This window comes from Magnetospirillum sp., assembly GCA_027532905.1.
Classification (GTDB): Bacteria; Pseudomonadota; Alphaproteobacteria; order CACIAM-22H2; family CACIAM-22H2; genus Tagaea.
Genome location: JAPZUA010000002.1, coordinates 353,181 through 369,203, shown reverse-complemented (window position 1 = coordinate 369,203; position 16,023 = coordinate 353,181). Strand labels below are relative to the sequence as shown.

Sequence of the window (16,023 nt, the reverse complement as noted above, 5' to 3'; positions counted from 1 at the left end):
TTCAAACAAACCGAGTCAACTCTTCGGTCAGTTGTCAGGCGACAGCCGACCGTCGCGCAATTGATGAATCTTGTCAAAGCGATCGAATATCTTCTCGTCATGCGTCACGGCAACGATTGCTGCATCCTGCTCGATCGCGAGCTTGCGCAGCAGGTCCATCACGATCTGCGCCCGATTCGAGTCGAGAGCCGCTGTCGGTTCGTCGGCAAGGATTATGCGAGGCCGGTTCGCAAGCGCGCGCGCGATGGCAACTCGCTGCCCCTCGCCACCTGAAAGGCTCGCCGGCATCGCGTCCTTGCGGTGACCAACCTCCAGATAGTCGAGGAGATCGACCGCCCGTCGGCGCGCGTCCACCGGCCCAGATCCGGCCAGTTGCAGAACGATTGCGACGTTGTCGGTGGCGTTCAGGAAGGGCAACAGATTGTGGGACTGGAAGATGAAGCCGATCTTGTCGAGCCGAAGGCGGCGGAGATCGCCGCGCTGCCATCGTCCGTTCCGGACGATCGGTTCGCCATCGATGTCCATGTCGCCGGACGACGGGGTAACAATGCAGCCGATCACATTGAGTAGCGTCGATTTTCCCGAGCCCGAGGGGCCGAGCAGCGCGACAAGTTGCCGGGGGTGGACGTCGAGGGAGACGTCCCTCAGCGCATCGACGCGATTTGTACCCTCGCCAAAGTGCTTGGAGATGCCGCGAACCTGCACGAGCGCCGTTTCGCCTGTCTCGAGCGTCAATTCACCCTCCGAGCGCCGTAGCCGGGTCCACCCTGAGAGCGACGCGCACGCCAAGTCCACTCGCCAATAGGCAGACCACAAATACCATCAGCCCCAGAGCGAGGACGTTATCAGGTTCAACGACGACGCGACGTGGGAACTGATCCTTGATGGCGACGATGAGGACGGTACCGGACGCGAATCCGATAAAGCCTAGTGCCAAGGCCTGCTGCACGATCATGCCTACGATGGTCCGATCGGACGCGCCGATCAGCTTGAGGGTCGCGATCGGTTTCAGCTTCTCAATTGTCATCGTGTAGATGATGAGCGCGATGATCACGGTGGAGACGGCGAGCAGCAGCGACGTGAAGAGGCCAATCTGGCGCCGCGCACGGTCGACCAGCGATCTCGAAAGGATGGCTTCCTGCGCTTCCTGCGTTATCGCCGACAGGTGCTTCCATCGACGGATCACATCAGCGACGGCTTCGGCTGACGCGGCGGGCTTCAGCCGGGCGACGACGGCATTGACGGTATCCGGATTCGCGGCACCGACCCCGCGAGCCGACTGCACGCGCTGGGCGGACGGAGAAAGTTCGAACTGCAGTTTTTGGGCGTCGTCGAGCGTGATGTAGACGGCCGGATCACCGGCAGCATTGACCTGTTGGCTTGTAGTCCCGACGACCGTGAAGAGGTTCCTGCCAAGCTTGATTCGGTCGCCCGCCTCGACGTTGGCGCTTCGGTCGACGACCATTTCATGACGATTGCGGGCGATGGCGCGGCCCTCGACGATCTCTGGCGGACCGCCCGGCCGGGTCGGCTCGTATCCGATAACGTAGACTCGCAACTTGTCGCCACGATGCTCGGCTTCGACCGTCTGGTAGGTGATCCCGCCGACTGCAGCGACGCCGGAGATGCGGGCAACTGCTTCACGGACGTCGCCGGGAATACGCGATGCTTCCGCGAACGGACCGCGCGTATTCGCCTCGACGACCCACAAATCGATCGCCGGCGCGCGAGCAATTGCCAGAGATTCGACGACCAGTCCGCGATAGATCCCGATCATCGCCATGACGACTCCGAGCAGAAGCCCGAGCCCGACACAGGTCAGCAGGAACCGACCTAGATTGTGCCGAATGTCGCGATAAGCGAGGTTCATTCGCGCCCGGCCTCGACCATCGTCGCCCGCCGGCCTTCGCGAAGGTCGCTCTTCAGGCGCGTGACGACGCGCGCGTCGGTCGGCAGTCCATCGACGATCTCCAGTCGTGCGTCCTCGGTACGGTGGCGGAAGCGTACCGGGCGACGGTGAAGGCGTCCGGCTTCGACCGTCCAAACTCGGCCTGCCCGGCCGTCGAAACCCTGCACAGCCGATTCCGGAACAAGCAGCGCCGTTTCGAGCCGGGCAACGCTGATCCAGAATTCGGCCTGCTCGCCGAGAAAGATGCGAGCCGGCGGATTGTCTCCCTTGATATAGACGCGCCGTTCCTCGCTCGCGCGGTCGCTCTCCAGACCAATGCGCACGACCTGGCCCGTGAAGGCATCCTGCGGGCGGGAACGCAGATGAGCATCGACCGTCTGGCCTTCCTCGATGAAGCCCGCACGGGCCTCGTCGATATAGGCAAGCCCCCAATAGCTGTCGGCAGCAATCAGCGTGAAAACCGGATCGCCAAGTTTGATCACGGTGCCCAGCTCCTTGTGGCGGTCAATGACAAGCGCGTCGAACGGCGCGACAAGGGTTCGATGACGGAGCATCGCTTCCTCGAACTGGAGCTGGGCCTGCACGTCGGCCAACTGGGATCTGGCGGTCTCAAGGTCGCTGCGCGCGACGGCAACATCGGCCCTCGCGACCGCTTCGTCGGTCGTGGCTTCGTCAGCGACCTGCTGGGAGACGATGTCGCGGCCGACTAGGGCCTGTTTGCGCCGGTTGGCGGACTGTCTCTGCGACTGGACTGCCCGAGCCTTTTCGAGGAGTGCTTCCCCTCTGACGATGCCGGTCGCGGCAGCAGCCACGGCCGCGCGCGCCTTGGCGACCTTCGCATCCTGTTCGCCGACGGCCAGACGGGCTAGAACATGGCCTTTGGAGACGCGGTCGCCATGGTCGGCATTGAGCTCGACAAGCGTGGCACCGACCTCAAACCCGACCTTCGAGAGCACGCGGGCTTCGACCGTACCAAGGCCAAAAACTCGAATCGGCACATTCTGCTCTGTCGTCGCGACCACAACGGAAACTGGGCGGTTCGAGTATACGGCTACGGCTGCTGCGGTCACGGCGAGGAACGCGATCGCCGACAGAGATGTTCTCACCCATGGCCTACGAAAGAAACCAGACAACTGGCGTGGCCGCGTTTCGGTGCCCTGGGTCGGCGTCATCGGACCAATCCCGATCGATCTAGGACTTGGCATACCAGCGACCTATACGCGGCAAACGCTATGGCGATCCAGGTAACGCTCCTCAACACCATCGCGCCGACGGTCCGCATTTCGAAAGCGCCGCCGAAGACGACATGTCCGCCGAACGCGGCGAAGGTCGCGAGTGTCGTGATAGCGATGAAGGCTGCAAGCGGGGCCGCCCACCGGCGCCACAAAAACAGGCCGATCCCCGCAACTATGTAACCGAAGCCAGCGATAAAGTTGGACCAGAGAACGAACTCGACTGCGTTGCCGACTGCTGCTCGTGCAGTATCGTCACCAAAAAGTGCGCGACCGCCAGAAAACACGGTGAGAGCACCAAACAAAACCGCAGCTGGGGCCACAAATAGCACCCAGCGCGGACGTGCTGATGAATACCTCGTCCTGTCGGATGATTGGATCGACATGTTCAGGTACCTTGGGAAGATCTTTGAGTATCGTCAGTTTCTGAGAATGGCGGGCTAGCGACACGAGCGCCTGCAAGAAACTGCCTCAGATAGAGGCTATTTAAATTCGTATGACCGTGCATTGATCTGCATCAAGCAACTCATCCCCTGTATCGGGATCGCTTAGCACATTGAGAGTATCGCTTTTTTTGGCGATCCGCCTAATCACTAACGCTAGAAAATCAAGCCCATCTCTATTGGATACGAGGTTTCTCGATCATGCTCGGGACCAGCTCGCTTTAGTCTTGTCTGCCGTGTTCGCGGACGCCGCCTTTTCGATCAATATTGCAGAGTAGCCTGCACGGTTTTGAACCAGTCCAGTGGAGACTGGACTGCTGGTGTTCGCTTGCTGCAACACAATAGAGAGCCGGATCGAGCCGATGCCCGCTCCTACCGGTATCGACAGGTGCCTGCCCGATGCAGGAGGCGTCCGAGACAGAGGATGAAACGATTCAATCCTCGTTCGCCCGATTGACGAATGCCAACACCTTTGCCGTATCTCTTATCTGCGTCTCGTTGCCCGTCACCTCGACGCCAAGCTCTCTCATTCGAGCGATCGCGCGAGAGAACGTCGCTGGCTTCATGCCAAGGCGGCTGGCGATCAACTTTTTCTCATGCGGCAATACGAGCGTCACCGCGCCCGTTCGCTCGCCGCACAGATCGAGCAAAAACTCGGCCACGCGTTGATCGGCCGACAGTAGTTTCATCCGCTCAATCTGATCGACCAAAACCTTCAGATGGCGCGACATCGAAGCCATCATGGCAAACGCAACTTCCGGCCTCTCGGCGACATTGCGACGCAGCGCGGCGCTCTCAATCCGCAATATGCGCGATGCGGTCACCGCTTCGGCAGCGACAGGATAACGCCCGCCCAGAAACATCGCTGCTTCGGCAAAACTTTCGCCAACGCCGTAAATGTGCACGATTGCCTCGTCGCCGCCGGGGTTAATTCGGCAGAGTTTGAACTGGCCCTCGAGCACGAGGAAAAACGCCTGTGCCGGATCGCCTTGACGGAATAGCACTTGGCCGCGATCGACCGCGCGTACGCTGCGCTCGTCGAGCAGTGCCATCAAATCGGCAGCCGAAAGGTCGCGTAAGATCGCACAAGTACGTAATGTTGCCCAATCATTCGTTGTCAGCGCTATGCCCATGCTAGCTCTCTGCACCATCGATGCCGAGGCAAGGATGCGCAAGCTTTCGCAAAGCGGCAATGTCGTTGATGGCTACCGACGGCCCGTCAACGACGACGTGGTAGGCGCCGAGTGCGGCAAAGGCACGCGAGAGAACTTCCGGCGCCATGCCGAGCCGCGCGGCCAGCACTTTTTTGTCGAACGGGAATTCAAAATGACCATGCGCGCCGTTCGCAGCATCGTGGGCAAGTAGCCAATTGGCCAAGCGTTCCATTCCGGTACGCAGCTTTTGGTTTTTCAACTCTTTGACGACGCCGCGATAGGCAACGGCAAGATCTTCGACGAATAGCCGCGCAAGGCCGGTATCCGCTGCAAATGCCTCGCGCACGGCATCGGCTGGTATCAACAGAATACGCGAAGCCGTCAACGCCCGCGCCGACTGTAAGTAGGGACGATCGAGCATGACTGCGGCCAGCACGAAATTCTGCCCTGGACCGGAGATGCTAAGCGTGGTTTCGCGGCCGCGATGGCCGGAAAACATCTGGACCGATCCCTCTATGACAATGTGCAGGAAGTCCGCCGGATCACCGTCGCGTGCAAGCTCCACATGCGCCGGGAAGCGCTGCAGGAAGGCGCCGCGCAACAACGCGTCGATCTGGCCGATATCCGCAGATTGCAACAGCGGGAGTCGCCGCATTTCCTCGATGTCTTGGCTTCGCATGGCATACCTCGCTACCAGCACCTTAGCAAATCTACCGGCGTCTGCCTTGACCTTTGTCAAGTCGATTGCCTGTTTCGCTGCTGATACCGCCTGACATGCAACGAAATCGGGATTGCCGTCCGTGCGTGCCTATCTTGAATCGTTGGGCAATGCACGCCGGATTGACTTCGATCAATTCGTCACGTGCGCATTCGGCGCTCGATTGCAGCTCTTCCGGACGCTACGTATTTTTTCAAGAGGGACCGAATGTCCAGCGCCAGCAAATCGTTACCGGTCCAAAGCGGCGCTGACCAGAGCAGAGCGCTGTGGCTTTCGACCGTTGCTTTCACTGTTTGCTTCGCCGTTTGGACGATTTTCGCGATCATCGGCGTGCAGATAAAACGCGATTTGGGGTTGAGCGAAACCCAATTCGGCCTTCTGGTCGGCACGCCCATCCTTACCGGTTCGTTGATCCGCCTGATCTTGGGCATCTGGTCGGACCAGTATGGCGGCCGGATGGTCTTCACCGTCACAATGCTCTCAGCCGCCGTGATGACGGCGCTTTTGACCTTTGCCTACGACTATCCAACCTTTTTGCTTGCCGCACTGGGCGTCGGCATTGCGGGCGGCTCGTTTTCAGTCGGTGTGGCTTATGTCGCCAAGTGGTATCCAAAGGAAAAACAGGGTACGGCCCTTGGCATCTTCGGTGCCGGCAACGTAGGGGCAGCGGTCACCAAGTTTGCGGCACCCATGATCATGGTGGCTTACGGTTGGCAAACAGTGGCGCAGATCTGGGCGGCAGCCCTGCTGGCAATGGCTGTCGTGTTTTTCCTGTTCACCAAAGACGATCCAGACTTGGCGCGTCGCCGTGCTACTGGTGCGAAGCCCGAGGCGCTGTCGGCCATGTTGGAGCCGCTCAAAAGCATCCAGGTCTGGCGCTTCTCGCTCTATTACTTCTTCGTGTTCGGCGCCTTCGTGGCGCTGGCGCTGTGGCTGCCGCGCTATCTGATTGGCGTTTACGGCTTGGATATCGTGGCGGCCGGCATGGTGGGTGCGGCTTATTCCATTCCGGCGTCGATTTTCCGCGCGTATGGCGGCCACCTTTCCGACAAGTTCGGTGCGCGCCGCGTCATGTACTGGACTTTCATGGTTTCGGTCGTCTGCGTGTTCGTCCTCTCCTATCCGCCGACCGACTATGTGGTGCAAGGAATCCGCGGACCCGTCACGTTCAGTATGTCGATGGGGCTCGTCGGCTTCATGGTCACGACCTTCACGCTCGGATTTTTCATGAGCCTCGGCAAGGCGGCCGTCTTCAAGCATATCCCGGTGTACTACCCCGATCGCGTGGGCGCGGTGGGCGGCATCGTCGGGCTTGTCGGCGGCCTTGGTGGTTTTGTGCTGCCGATCGCGTTCGGCGCGCTCAACGATCTGACGGGCGTATGGCAAAGCTGCTTCTGGCTGCTGTTCGTGATCGTCGCGGTTTCGCTTTTTTGGATGCATGTTTCGATCCGCCAAATGGAACGACAGGCGGCCGAGCAGGGCATCGCCGTGCGCAGCCTGCCGGAGCTGCCCGAGATGCAGCCGATCCACGGTACGTCGCAACAGGGCGCGCTTGCCGCCACCGGTCCGATCCAGGATTGGCGGCCCGAGGACAAGGAATTTTGGGACGCTGGCGGCCGCGCGATCGCGAATCGCAATCTGTGGATATCCGTGCCCTGTTTGTTACTGTCGTTCTCCGTGTGGATGGTGTGGTCCGTCGTGGTGGCCAAGCTGCCAAGCGTCGGTTTCGCATTCGCCAATGATCAGTTGTTTTGGCTCGCAGCACTGCCCGGCCTGTCGGGTGCCACGCTGCGCATCGCCTACAGCTTTATGCCTGCCATTTTCGGCGGTCGATTATGGACGACGCTGGCCACCTGGTCGTTGCTGGTTCCAGCACTCGGTATGGGATTCGCTGTCCAGGAGCCGACGACGCCCTACTGGATATTTCTTGCGCTGGCGCTCCTGTGCGGACTCGGCGGCGGCAACTTCGCGTCGTCGATGGCCAACATTTCGTTCTTTTTCCCCAAGAACGAAAAGGGCAACGCGCTGGCGATCAATGCAGGGCTGGGCAATCTGGGTGTCAGCGTCGTGCAGTTCGTGGTGCCGCTGGCGATCACCGCAGGCATGTTCGGCTGGCTCGGCGGCGCGCCGCAGACCGCCACGGTAGCAGGCGTAACCGCTACGCTCTGGCTGCAGAATGCGGGCTACGTGTTCGTGCCCTTCATCGTCGCTTCCGCTTTCGCGGCGTGGTTCGGAATGAACGACATCGCGACCATGAAGGCTTCGTTTGCGGATCAGGCGGTGATTTTCCGCCGTACGCACAACTGGATCATGTGCTGGCTCTATACCGGCACGTTCGGTTCCTTCATTGGCTTTTCGGCGGCTTTTCCGCTGCTGTCGCGCATCCTGTACCCGGACGTGAACGCGCTGCAATACGCCTTTCTCGGGCCATTGGTGGGGGCGTTGTCGCGCGCAGCGGCCGGCAAAGCGTGCGACCGGATCGGCGGCGGCCGGATTACCTTCTGGGTTTTCATCGCAATGTCGGCTGGGGTCGTCGGCATCCTCGCGGCCATCGGCATGAAGGGCGACCCGTCTTCCTTCCCGATCTTCTTCGCAAGCTTCCTGTTTTTGTTCGCGGCAACCGGAATCGGCAACGCTTCCACCTTCCAGATGATCCCGGCGATCGTGCGCAAGGAAACGGCGCGACTGGAGCCCGGCTTGAATGCGGCGGAGCGCGTGAAGCAGTCCGACAAAGAGGCGGCGGCCATTATTGGCTTCACCTCGGCCGTCGCCGCCTACGGCGCCTTCTTCATCCCGAAGAGCTTCGGCACGTCGATCGCCATGACCGGCGGCGCCGAAACAGCACTTTACGGGTTCCTCGGTTTTTACGTGACGTGCGTGCTGGCCACCTGGTGGTTCTACACGCGTCGCGGCGGCCTGCTGCACGACATCGAACGCGGCAGCCGCACGCTTCCCCTCGCCGCGCCCGCGAAGTGATCCCGACCGACAATCGAGGTATGCAAACATGAGCCACTTTCTCGACCGCCTGACATACTTCACCAAGGTCAACGCACCGTTCTCCGACGGCCATGGCATCGCGACCAACGAAGATCGCCGTTGGGAAGACGGCTATCGCAAGCGTTGGCAGCACGACAAGATCGTTCGCTCCACGCATGGCGCAAACTGTACGGGCTCGTGCTCGTGGAAGATTTACGTCAAAGGCGGCATCGTCACCTGGGAAACCCAGCAGACGGACTATCCGCGCACGCGTCCCGAGTTGCCCAACCACGAGCCGCGCGGCTGTTCGCGCGGTGCGTCTTACAGTTGGTATCTCTATTCCGGAAACCGAGTGAAATACCCGCTGGTCCGCTCGCGCCTCATGCGGCTATGGCGTGCGGCACGCGCGACGATGACACCCGTTGCCGCCTGGGCCTCGATCGTCGAGAACCCGGAAAAGCGCGCGGCCTACGTTACCAAGCGCGGCCATGGCGGCTTTGTACGCGCACCTTGGGACGACGTACAAGAGATCATCGCGGCTGCAAATGCCTATACGGCAAAGACCTATGGCCCGGACCGTATTTTTGGATTTTCGCCTATTCCCGCGATGTCCATGGTCTCGTACGCGGCCGGTTCGCGCTATCTTTCGTTGATCGGCGGCGTCTGCATGTCGTTTTACGACTGGTACTGCGACTTGCCGCCCGCCTCGCCGCAGACCTGGGGCGAGCAGACCGACGTGCCGGAATCGGCCGACTGGTACAATGCGGGTTTCATCATCCTTTGGGGATCGAATGTTCCGCAGACGCGCACGCCGGACGCGCATTTCTACACGGAAGCGCGCTATCGCGGCATGAAGAGCGCCGTGATTTGCCCGGACTATTCCGAGGCCGCGAAATTCGGCGACATTTGGTTGTCGGTCAAGCAGGGCACGGATTCGGCGCTTGCCATGGCTATGGGCCACGTCATCCTGACGGAGTACCACGTCGCCCGCCAAGTGCCGTATTTTCGCGACTATCTGCGTCAATACACCGACATGCCGATGCTCGTTAAGCTGGTGCAGCAGGGCGACCAGCTGGTGCCCGAGCGCTTCTTGCGGGCAAGCGACTTCGCCAGCGCGCTTGGCGAAGCCAATAACCCCGACTGGAAGACGGTCTCTTTCGACGAGAATTCCGGCAAGATCGTCGCACCTCGGGGCACGATCGGTTTTCGTTGGGGCGAAAGCGGCAAGTGGAATTTGGAGGAGAAAGCCGCAGACGGCGCCATCGTAAAGCTCCGTCTGACGCTCGACGGCATCCACGACGCGATGGCGGAAGTCTCATTCCCCTATTTCGGCAATATCGAACACGCACATTTTGCGTCCACCAAGCATGCCAGTGTGCTGGTTCGTCGCGTCCCGGCCAAGCTGCTGAAGCTGGTCGAAGGCGAAACGCTGGTGGCCAGCGTCCACGATCTTTTCCTAGCCAATTACGGCGTCGATCGCGGCTTCGGGGGCGAAAACATCGCCAAGAACTACGACGAGGCCGCACCCTACACGCCTGCCTGGGCTGAGGCGATTACCGGCGTATCGCGCGACAAGATCGTCCAGGTCGCGCGCGAATTTGCAACCAACGCGGAAAAAACCAAAGGCCGCTCGATGATCATCATCGGTGCGGCGATGAACCATTGGTTCCATGCCGACATGAACTACCGCGGCGTCATCAACATGCTCGTGATGTGCGGCTGCGTCGGCCAGTCGGGCGGCGGCTGGGCGCATTATGTGGGCCAGGAAAAGCTGCGTCCGCAGGCGGGCTGGGCGCCGCTGGCATTCGCGCTGGATTGGACGCGTCCGCCGCGCCAGCAGAACTCGACGTCGGCCTTCTATGCGCACACCGACCAGTGGCGCTACGAAACCATGAATGTCGGCGACATCGTATCGCCGACGGCACCCAAGGGCCCGTGGGACGGTACGATCATCGACTACAATATCCGCGCCGAACGGATGGGCTGGTTGCCCTCGGCACCGCAGCTTCAAACCAATCCGCTGCAAGTCGCCAAGGATGCGGCTGCGGCCGGCATGGCGGCGAAAGACTATGTGGTCAAGAGCTTGAAAGACGGCTCGCTCAAGCTTTCCTGCGAAGATCCGGACAATCCCAAGAACTGGCCGCGCAACATGTTCGTGTGGCGCTCGAACCTGCTTGGCTCGTCGGGCAAAGGGCACGAGTATTTTCTGAAGCACCTTCTCGGCACGACGCATGGCGTGCTGGGCAAAGATCTCGGTCCCGAGGGTCGCGCCAAGGCGACCGAGGCCGTTTGGCACGCGCACGCCCCGGAAGGAAAGTTGGACTTGCTCGTCACGCTCGACTTCCGGATGTCCACCACCTGCGTGTATTCCGACATCGTCCTGCCGACCGCCACCTGGTACGAGAAGAACGACCTTAATACGTCGGACATGCACCCATTCATCCATCCGCTGACCAGTGCGGTCGATCCGGCGTGGGAAGCGCGCAGCGATTGGGAGATCTACAAGGGCATCGCAAAAGCTTTTTCGCGTGTCGCACCGGAGGTGCTTGGCGTCGAAAAAGACGTCGTGCTCAATCCCATCAAGCACGATTCCCCCAACGAGATCGCGCAACCTTTCGACCCGCGCGACTGGAAACGCGGCGAGTGCGAGCCCATTCCCGGCAAGACAATGCCGATGATCTTCGAAGTCGAGCGCGACTATCCGAACGTTTACGCACGCTTCACCGCACTCGGGCCGCTGATGGAGAGCATCGGCAACGGCATTAAAGGCATGACGTGGAAAACGGGCCATGAAGTGGAAAACCTCAAGGCGCTGAATGGCGTCCATGCCGAGGGTGCCAACAAGGGCCTTGCGCGCATCGTCAGCGACATCGATGCGACGGAAGTGATCCTGATGCTCGCACCGGAAACGAACGGCGAAGTGGCCGTGCACGCTTGGGAAGCGCTCGGCAAGGCGACCGGGCTTGAGCACACGCATCTTGCACGGCCGAAAGAGGACGAAAAGATCCGCTTTCGCGACGTCGTGGCGCAGCCGCGCAAGATCATATCGGCGCCCACTTGGTCGGGACTGGAGAGCGAGAAGGTCTGCTACAACGCCGGTTACACAAATGTGCACGAGCTGATCCCGTGGCGCACATTGACCGGGCGCCAACAGCTTTACCAGGACCATCTGTGGATGCGTGCCTTCGGTACCGCATTGTGCGTCTATCGCCCGCCGGTCGATCTGCGCGCGATCGCACCGGTGATCGACATGAAGCCGAACGGCGAAAAGCAGCTCGTGCTGAACTTCATAACGCCGCACCAGAAATGGGGCATCCACTCGACCTACACCGACAATCTGCTGATGCTCACATTGTCGCGCGGCGGGCCGTGCATCTGGATCAGCGAACCGGACGCAAAGCGCGCGGGGATCGTCGACAACGACTGGGTCGAGGCCTTCAACAGCAACGGCGCGTTGGTCGCGCGCGCCGTGGTCTCGCAGCGCGTCAAGGACGGCATGGTGATGATGTACCATGCGCAGGAGAAGATCGTGAACGTGCCCGGTTCGCAGATGACCGGCCATCGCGGCGGCATCCACAACTCGGTGACGCGCATCGTGCTCAACCCGACGCACATGATCGGCGGCTACGCGCAGCAAGCCTACGACTTCAACTACTACGGCACGATCGGCACGAACCGCGACGAATTCGTCGTCGTCCGCAAGATGAACGAGATCGACTGGCTGGAACGCCCGCATGCCGATGCAACGCCAGTCACGGGAGAAGTGGCATGAAAATCCGCGCCCAGATCGCCATGGTTCTCAATCTGGACAAGTGCATCGGTTGTCACACTTGCTCGGTCACTTGCAAAAACGTCTGGACCAATCGCGAGGGTCTCGAATACGCCTGGTTCAACAATGTCGAGACCAAACCTGGCATCGGCTACCCGAAAAACTGGGAAGACCAGAACAAATGGAAGGGCGGTTGGACCCGCAAGCGCAACGGCAAGATCGCGCCGCGCATCGGCGGCAAGTGGCGCATATTGGCGAACATCTTCGCCAACCCTGACATGCCGGAAATCGACGACTATTACGAACCCTTCACTTTCGACTACGAACATCTACAGAAGGCGCCCGAGCTCGAGGCGTTTCCCACCGCGCGGCCCCGTTCGCTCATCACGGGCGAGCGCATGGAGAAGATCGAGTGGGGTCCGAACTGGGAAGAGATCCTGGGCGGCGAATTCTCCAAACGCTCGAAAGACGTCAATTTCGAAGGCATCCAGAAGGAAATGTACGGCCAATTCGAGAACACCTTTATGATGTATCTGCCTCGACTGTGCGAACATTGCCTCAATCCGGCATGCGCCGCAGCCTGTCCCTCGGGGGCGATCTACAAGCGCGAAGAAGACGGCATCGTCCTGATCGACCAGGACAAGTGCCGCGGCTGGCGCATGTGCGTCTCGGGCTGTCCCTACAAAAAAATCTACTACAATTGGTCGTCCGGAAAATCGGAGAAGTGCATTTTCTGCTACCCACGCATCGAAGCGGGGCAGCCGACGGTATGTTCGGAGACTTGCGTCGGGCGCATTCGATATCTTGGCGTCATGCTCTACGACGCCGATCGCATCGAAGCGGCGGCAAGCGTTCCCGACGAAAAGGATCTTTACGGATCGCAAATGGGCATCTTCTGCGATCCGAACGATCCGGCGGTGATCGCCCAAGCGCGCATCGACGGCATCGCCGAGTCCTGGCTGGAAGCAGCGCGCCAGTCGCCGGTGTGGAAGATGGCGATGGAGTGGAAGGTCGCCTTTCCGCTGCATCCCGAATACCGCACGCTGCCGATGGTATGGTACGTGCCGCCGCTTTCGCCGATCACAGCTGCGGCCGAGGCCGGCCAGATGGGCATCGACGGCGGCATGCCGGACGTGCGTTCGCTGCGCATCCCGCTCAGATATCTCGCCAATCTTCTGACGGCCGGCGACGAGGCGCCTGTGGCGAGCGGTTTGGAGCGCATGCTCGCTATGCGGGCCTACAAGCGCGCCAAGACTGTGGATGGCGTTATCGACGAAACGATCGCGAACAAGGTCGGCCTGACCGGGGCGCAGATCGAAGAAATGTACCACATCATGGCGATCGCTAATTACGAGGACCGCTTCGTGATTCCGACCGCGCATCGCGAGGCGAGCGAAGACGCGTACGAGATGCGCGGCAATTGCGGCTTCTCGTTCGGCGACGGCTGCGCGCCGAGCGAGCAATCGGGCAATTTGTTCGGCGGCATGAAGCTGAAAAACGACAAGCCGAAGATGGGGGTTCTGTAATGCGCACGCTCAAAGTCCTTTCCGTGCTGCTGACATATCCGACCGCAGAGTTGGTCGCGGCCGGAGCGGAGCTTCGGGCTGTGCTCGAAACCGAAGGCGCACTGCCCAAGCGCGAGCGCGCGGCAGTCGCGGCACTCATCGCCGATCTTGCCGCCCTCGACCTCTACGATGCGCAGGAGCGGTACATTCTGCTGTTCGATCGCACGCGATCGCTCTCGCTGCATCTGTTCGAGCATGTTCATGGCGAAAGCCGCGACCGCGGCCAGGCGATGGTCGATCTTATCAAGATCTACGAAGATGGCGGCTTCACGCCGACCACGGCTGAATTGCCGGATTTCCTGCCGCTGTTTCTGGAATACGCGGCAACCCGCGCACCTGCCGCAGCGATCGAGATGATCGGCCAGCCTGCGCATGTCTTTGCCGCCTTGCGCGAGCGCCTGGCCAAGCGATCTTCGCCATACGAAAGCGTCTTTGCGGCGCTCGCGGCGCTGTCCCGTGCAAAGCTTGATGCGACAGCACTGGCCAAGTTGCGCGCGGAACCCGATCCCGAGCCCGACGACCTGGAAGCGCTGGATGCCGCGTGGGAGGCGGAGGAAGTGACGTTCGGTCCAGGTGCTGCCACGGCCTGCGGCACCGACACATTGTCGGCCAAGCTGCGCCAGGCGGCGCGCCCCGCACCGGGTCTGGAGCCGCTGCCGCGCCAACGCCAGGGCACCGCCGCTGCGAACCGCACTTCAGCTTGAAGGAAAGCCACCATGCGCGACGCCATCTTCCACATTCTTTTCGTCTGGTACCCGTATGTTTGTCTGACTGCTTTTCTATTGGGCAGCCTCATTCGCTTCGACCGCGAGCAGTATTCCTGGCGCGCCAGCTCCAGCCAGCTCCTGCGCAAGCGGCAGCTCGCTTGGGGCTCGAATCTGTTCCATGGCGGCATCCTGTTTCTTTTCGTTGGCCATGCGGCGGGATTGCTGACGCCGACGTTCGTTTATACAATGTTCGTCACCGTCGAACAGAAGCAGCTAATAGCCGTCATTGCTGGCGGTATCGCCGGTTTGATCTGTTTCGTCGGGCTTTCGCTGCTGCTGCATCGCCGCCTTTTCGATGCGCGCATCCGCATGACCTCCACGTATATGGATCTGGCGGTACTGGCGATCCTCTGGATCCAGTTGTTGCTCGGACTCGTCACGCTGCCGTTTTCGCTCGCGCATTCCGACGGCTCGACCATGCTTGTCCTCGCGCATTGGGCGCAAGGCATCCTGACGCTTCAGCCGGTGGATGCGGGCACGCTGCAGGGGCTGGAGTTTCCGTACCTTGCGCATCTGGTGCTGGGCATGACGATCTTTCTGATCTTTCCCTTTTCGCGGCTTGTGCATGTGTGGTCGGCGCCGGTTTGGTATCTCGGGCGGCGGGGCTACCAGATCGTGCGCAGTCGGCGCCCGATCGCACCGCGTTCGGCGGCGGAGTAATCGCCATGGACACTGCAACCGCTCGCTCCGCAACGACGACATCGTCTGTCGGCAGCAAAACGATCCGCGTAAACGGCGTGGAGATTCCCCGCGCCACCATCGCACAGGAAACGCAGCACCATCCGGCGCGCCGACCGCTCGACGCCATGAAATCCGCGTCTGCAGCTTTGGTGGTGCGCGAGTTGCTGTTGCAGGAGGCCCGCCGTCTTGCCGTGCCGATCGACCCAGCGAGCGACGGCGAGGGGCGTCGCGAAACCGACGAAGAAGCGCTGGTGCGCGGCCTGATCGACCGCGAAGTGCGCACGCCCGAAGCCGACAGGGCTGCGTGTTTGCGGTACTACGAGCAGAATCGCCGCCGCTTTCGCACGCCCGACCTCCACGAGGTGCGGCACATTCTGCTGCCCGCAAACCGCACCGACAGCCCGGAAGTCGCGCAAACGATTTTGGCGCGCCTTGTCGTCGATCCGCACGAATTTGCAGTTCTGGCTGCGGCCCATTCGGCCTGTCCGTCCGGAAAGACGGACGGCAATCTTGGCCAAATCGGCCCCGGGCAGACCGTGCCGGAGTTCGAGAGCGCCTTGGCGCGCATCGCGGTCGGCACGATTCACCCCGAGCCGATCAAAACGCGCTACGGGTTGCATATCGTTGCGCTCGATCGGCGCATCGACGGGCGCTTCCTGCCTTTCGAACTTGTGCATGAAAAAATTGCGGCTTGGATGCACGAAAAAGTCCGCCGCGGCGCCATTCGCCAGTATGTCGCCATCCTTGTCGGCAAGGCCGATATCCAGGGCATCGAACTGACGGCTGCTTCTTCGCCGCTGGTCCAGTGA

12 protein-coding genes are annotated in these 16,023 nt (G+C 61.0%); 7 read left to right on the top strand and 5 right to left on the bottom strand.

The window, feature by feature from the left end; genetic code table 11:
• Positions 1-27 precede the first annotated feature (27 nt).
• Genes O9320_09865 through O9320_09855 form a run of 3 tightly spaced genes read right to left on the bottom strand, consistent with a single transcriptional unit; the run spans position 28 to position 3,081 of the window.
• The gene (locus tag O9320_09865) at positions 28-735 is read right to left on the bottom strand and encodes an ABC transporter ATP-binding protein (GenBank protein MCZ8311148.1); all 708 of its coding nucleotides are present in this window, start codon (positions 733-735) and stop codon (positions 28-30) included.
• Between the two features lies 1 nt (position 736).
• Complete coding sequence (locus O9320_09860) at positions 737-1,870, bottom strand: ABC transporter permease (GenBank protein MCZ8311147.1); 1,134 nt, start codon at positions 1,868-1,870, stop codon at positions 737-739.
• Complete coding sequence (locus tag O9320_09855) at positions 1,867-3,081, bottom strand: efflux RND transporter periplasmic adaptor subunit (GenBank protein ID MCZ8311146.1); 1,215 nt, start codon at positions 3,079-3,081, stop codon at positions 1,867-1,869. The genes O9320_09860 and O9320_09855 overlap by 4 nt, the downstream gene beginning before the upstream one ends.
• A gap of 134 nt (positions 3,082-3,215) precedes the next feature.
• Between O9320_09855 and O9320_09850 the strand changes: the two genes are divergently transcribed.
• A complete protein-coding gene (locus tag O9320_09850; protein ID MCZ8311145.1) occupies positions 3,216-3,470 on the top strand; it encodes a hypothetical protein in 255 nt (84 codons plus the stop codon).
• A gap of 548 nt (positions 3,471-4,018) precedes the next feature.
• Here the strand turns inward: O9320_09850 and O9320_09845 are convergent.
• Together O9320_09845 and O9320_09840 are read right to left on the bottom strand one after the other, a co-directional pair.
• Positions 4,019-4,717, bottom strand: a complete 699-nt coding sequence (locus tag O9320_09845; GenBank protein ID MCZ8311144.1) for a Crp/Fnr family transcriptional regulator — start codon at positions 4,715-4,717, stop codon at positions 4,019-4,021.
• Position 4,718: 1 nt separating this feature from the next.
• Positions 4,719-5,417, bottom strand: a complete 699-nt coding sequence (locus tag O9320_09840) for a cyclic nucleotide-binding domain-containing protein (protein ID MCZ8311143.1) — start codon at positions 5,415-5,417, stop codon at positions 4,719-4,721.
• 246 nt (positions 5,418-5,663) lie between these two features.
• Here O9320_09840 and O9320_09835 point away from each other — a divergent pair, with 246 nt between their 5' ends.
• Genes O9320_09835 through O9320_09810 form a run of 6 tightly spaced genes read left to right on the top strand, consistent with a single transcriptional unit; the run spans position 5,664 to position 16,023 of the window.
• Positions 5,664-8,432 carry an MFS transporter gene (locus tag O9320_09835; GenBank protein ID MCZ8311142.1) on the top strand — a complete coding sequence of 923 codons (2,769 nt, stop codon included), beginning with the start codon at positions 5,664-5,666 and terminating at the stop codon, positions 8,430-8,432.
• A 28-nt stretch (positions 8,433-8,460) separates the two neighbouring features.
• Positions 8,461-12,204 carry a nitrate reductase subunit alpha gene (locus O9320_09830; protein ID MCZ8311141.1) on the top strand — a complete coding sequence of 1,248 codons (3,744 nt, stop codon included), beginning with the start codon at positions 8,461-8,463 and terminating at the stop codon, positions 12,202-12,204.
• On the top strand, positions 12,201-13,727 hold the full coding sequence (gene narH, locus O9320_09825; protein ID MCZ8311140.1) for a nitrate reductase subunit beta: 1,527 nt from the start codon (positions 12,201-12,203) through the stop codon (positions 13,725-13,727). The genes O9320_09830 and narH overlap by 4 nt, the downstream gene beginning before the upstream one ends.
• On the top strand, positions 13,727-14,470 hold the full coding sequence (gene narJ / locus O9320_09820; GenBank protein MCZ8311139.1) for a nitrate reductase molybdenum cofactor assembly chaperone: 744 nt from the start codon (positions 13,727-13,729) through the stop codon (positions 14,468-14,470). The genes narH and narJ overlap by 1 nt, the downstream gene beginning before the upstream one ends.
• A gap of 12 nt (positions 14,471-14,482) precedes the next feature.
• Positions 14,483-15,193: a respiratory nitrate reductase subunit gamma gene (narI, locus tag O9320_09815; GenBank protein ID MCZ8311138.1), complete on the top strand. Its 711-nt coding sequence runs from the start codon at positions 14,483-14,485 to the stop codon at positions 15,191-15,193.
• 5 nt (positions 15,194-15,198) lie between these two features.
• The gene (locus tag O9320_09810; GenBank protein ID MCZ8311137.1) at positions 15,199-16,023 is read left to right on the top strand and encodes a peptidylprolyl isomerase; all 825 of its coding nucleotides are present in this window, start codon (positions 15,199-15,201) and stop codon (positions 16,021-16,023) included.

Bases quoted from the DNA above. Each gene is read 5' to 3' on its own strand.
- narH (MCZ8311140.1), top strand. From the start codon at position 12,201: ATGAAAATCCGCGCCCAGATCGCCATGGTTCTCAATCTGGACAAGTGC.
- narJ (MCZ8311139.1), top strand. From the start codon at position 13,727: ATGCGCACGCTCAAAGTCCTTTCCGTGCTGCTGACATATCCGACCGCA.
- narI (MCZ8311138.1), top strand. From the start codon at position 14,483: ATGCGCGACGCCATCTTCCACATTCTTTTCGTCTGGTACCCGTATGTT.
- O9320_09855 (MCZ8311146.1), bottom strand. From the start codon at position 3,081: ATGACGCCGACCCAGGGCACCGAAACGCGGCCACGCCAGTTGTCTGGT.
- O9320_09850 (MCZ8311145.1), top strand. From the start codon at position 3,216: ATGTCCGCCGAACGCGGCGAAGGTCGCGAGTGTCGTGATAGCGATGAA.
- O9320_09835 (MCZ8311142.1), top strand. From the start codon at position 5,664: ATGTCCAGCGCCAGCAAATCGTTACCGGTCCAAAGCGGCGCTGACCAG.
- O9320_09830 (MCZ8311141.1), top strand. From the start codon at position 8,461: ATGAGCCACTTTCTCGACCGCCTGACATACTTCACCAAGGTCAACGCA.
- O9320_09810 (MCZ8311137.1), top strand. From the start codon at position 15,199: ATGGACACTGCAACCGCTCGCTCCGCAACGACGACATCGTCTGTCGGC.
- O9320_09845 (MCZ8311144.1), bottom strand. From the start codon at position 4,717: ATGGGCATAGCGCTGACAACGAATGATTGGGCAACATTACGTACTTGT.
- O9320_09840 (MCZ8311143.1), bottom strand. From the start codon at position 5,417: ATGCGAAGCCAAGACATCGAGGAAATGCGGCGACTCCCGCTGTTGCAA.
- O9320_09860 (MCZ8311147.1), bottom strand. From the start codon at position 1,870: ATGAACCTCGCTTATCGCGACATTCGGCACAATCTAGGTCGGTTCCTG.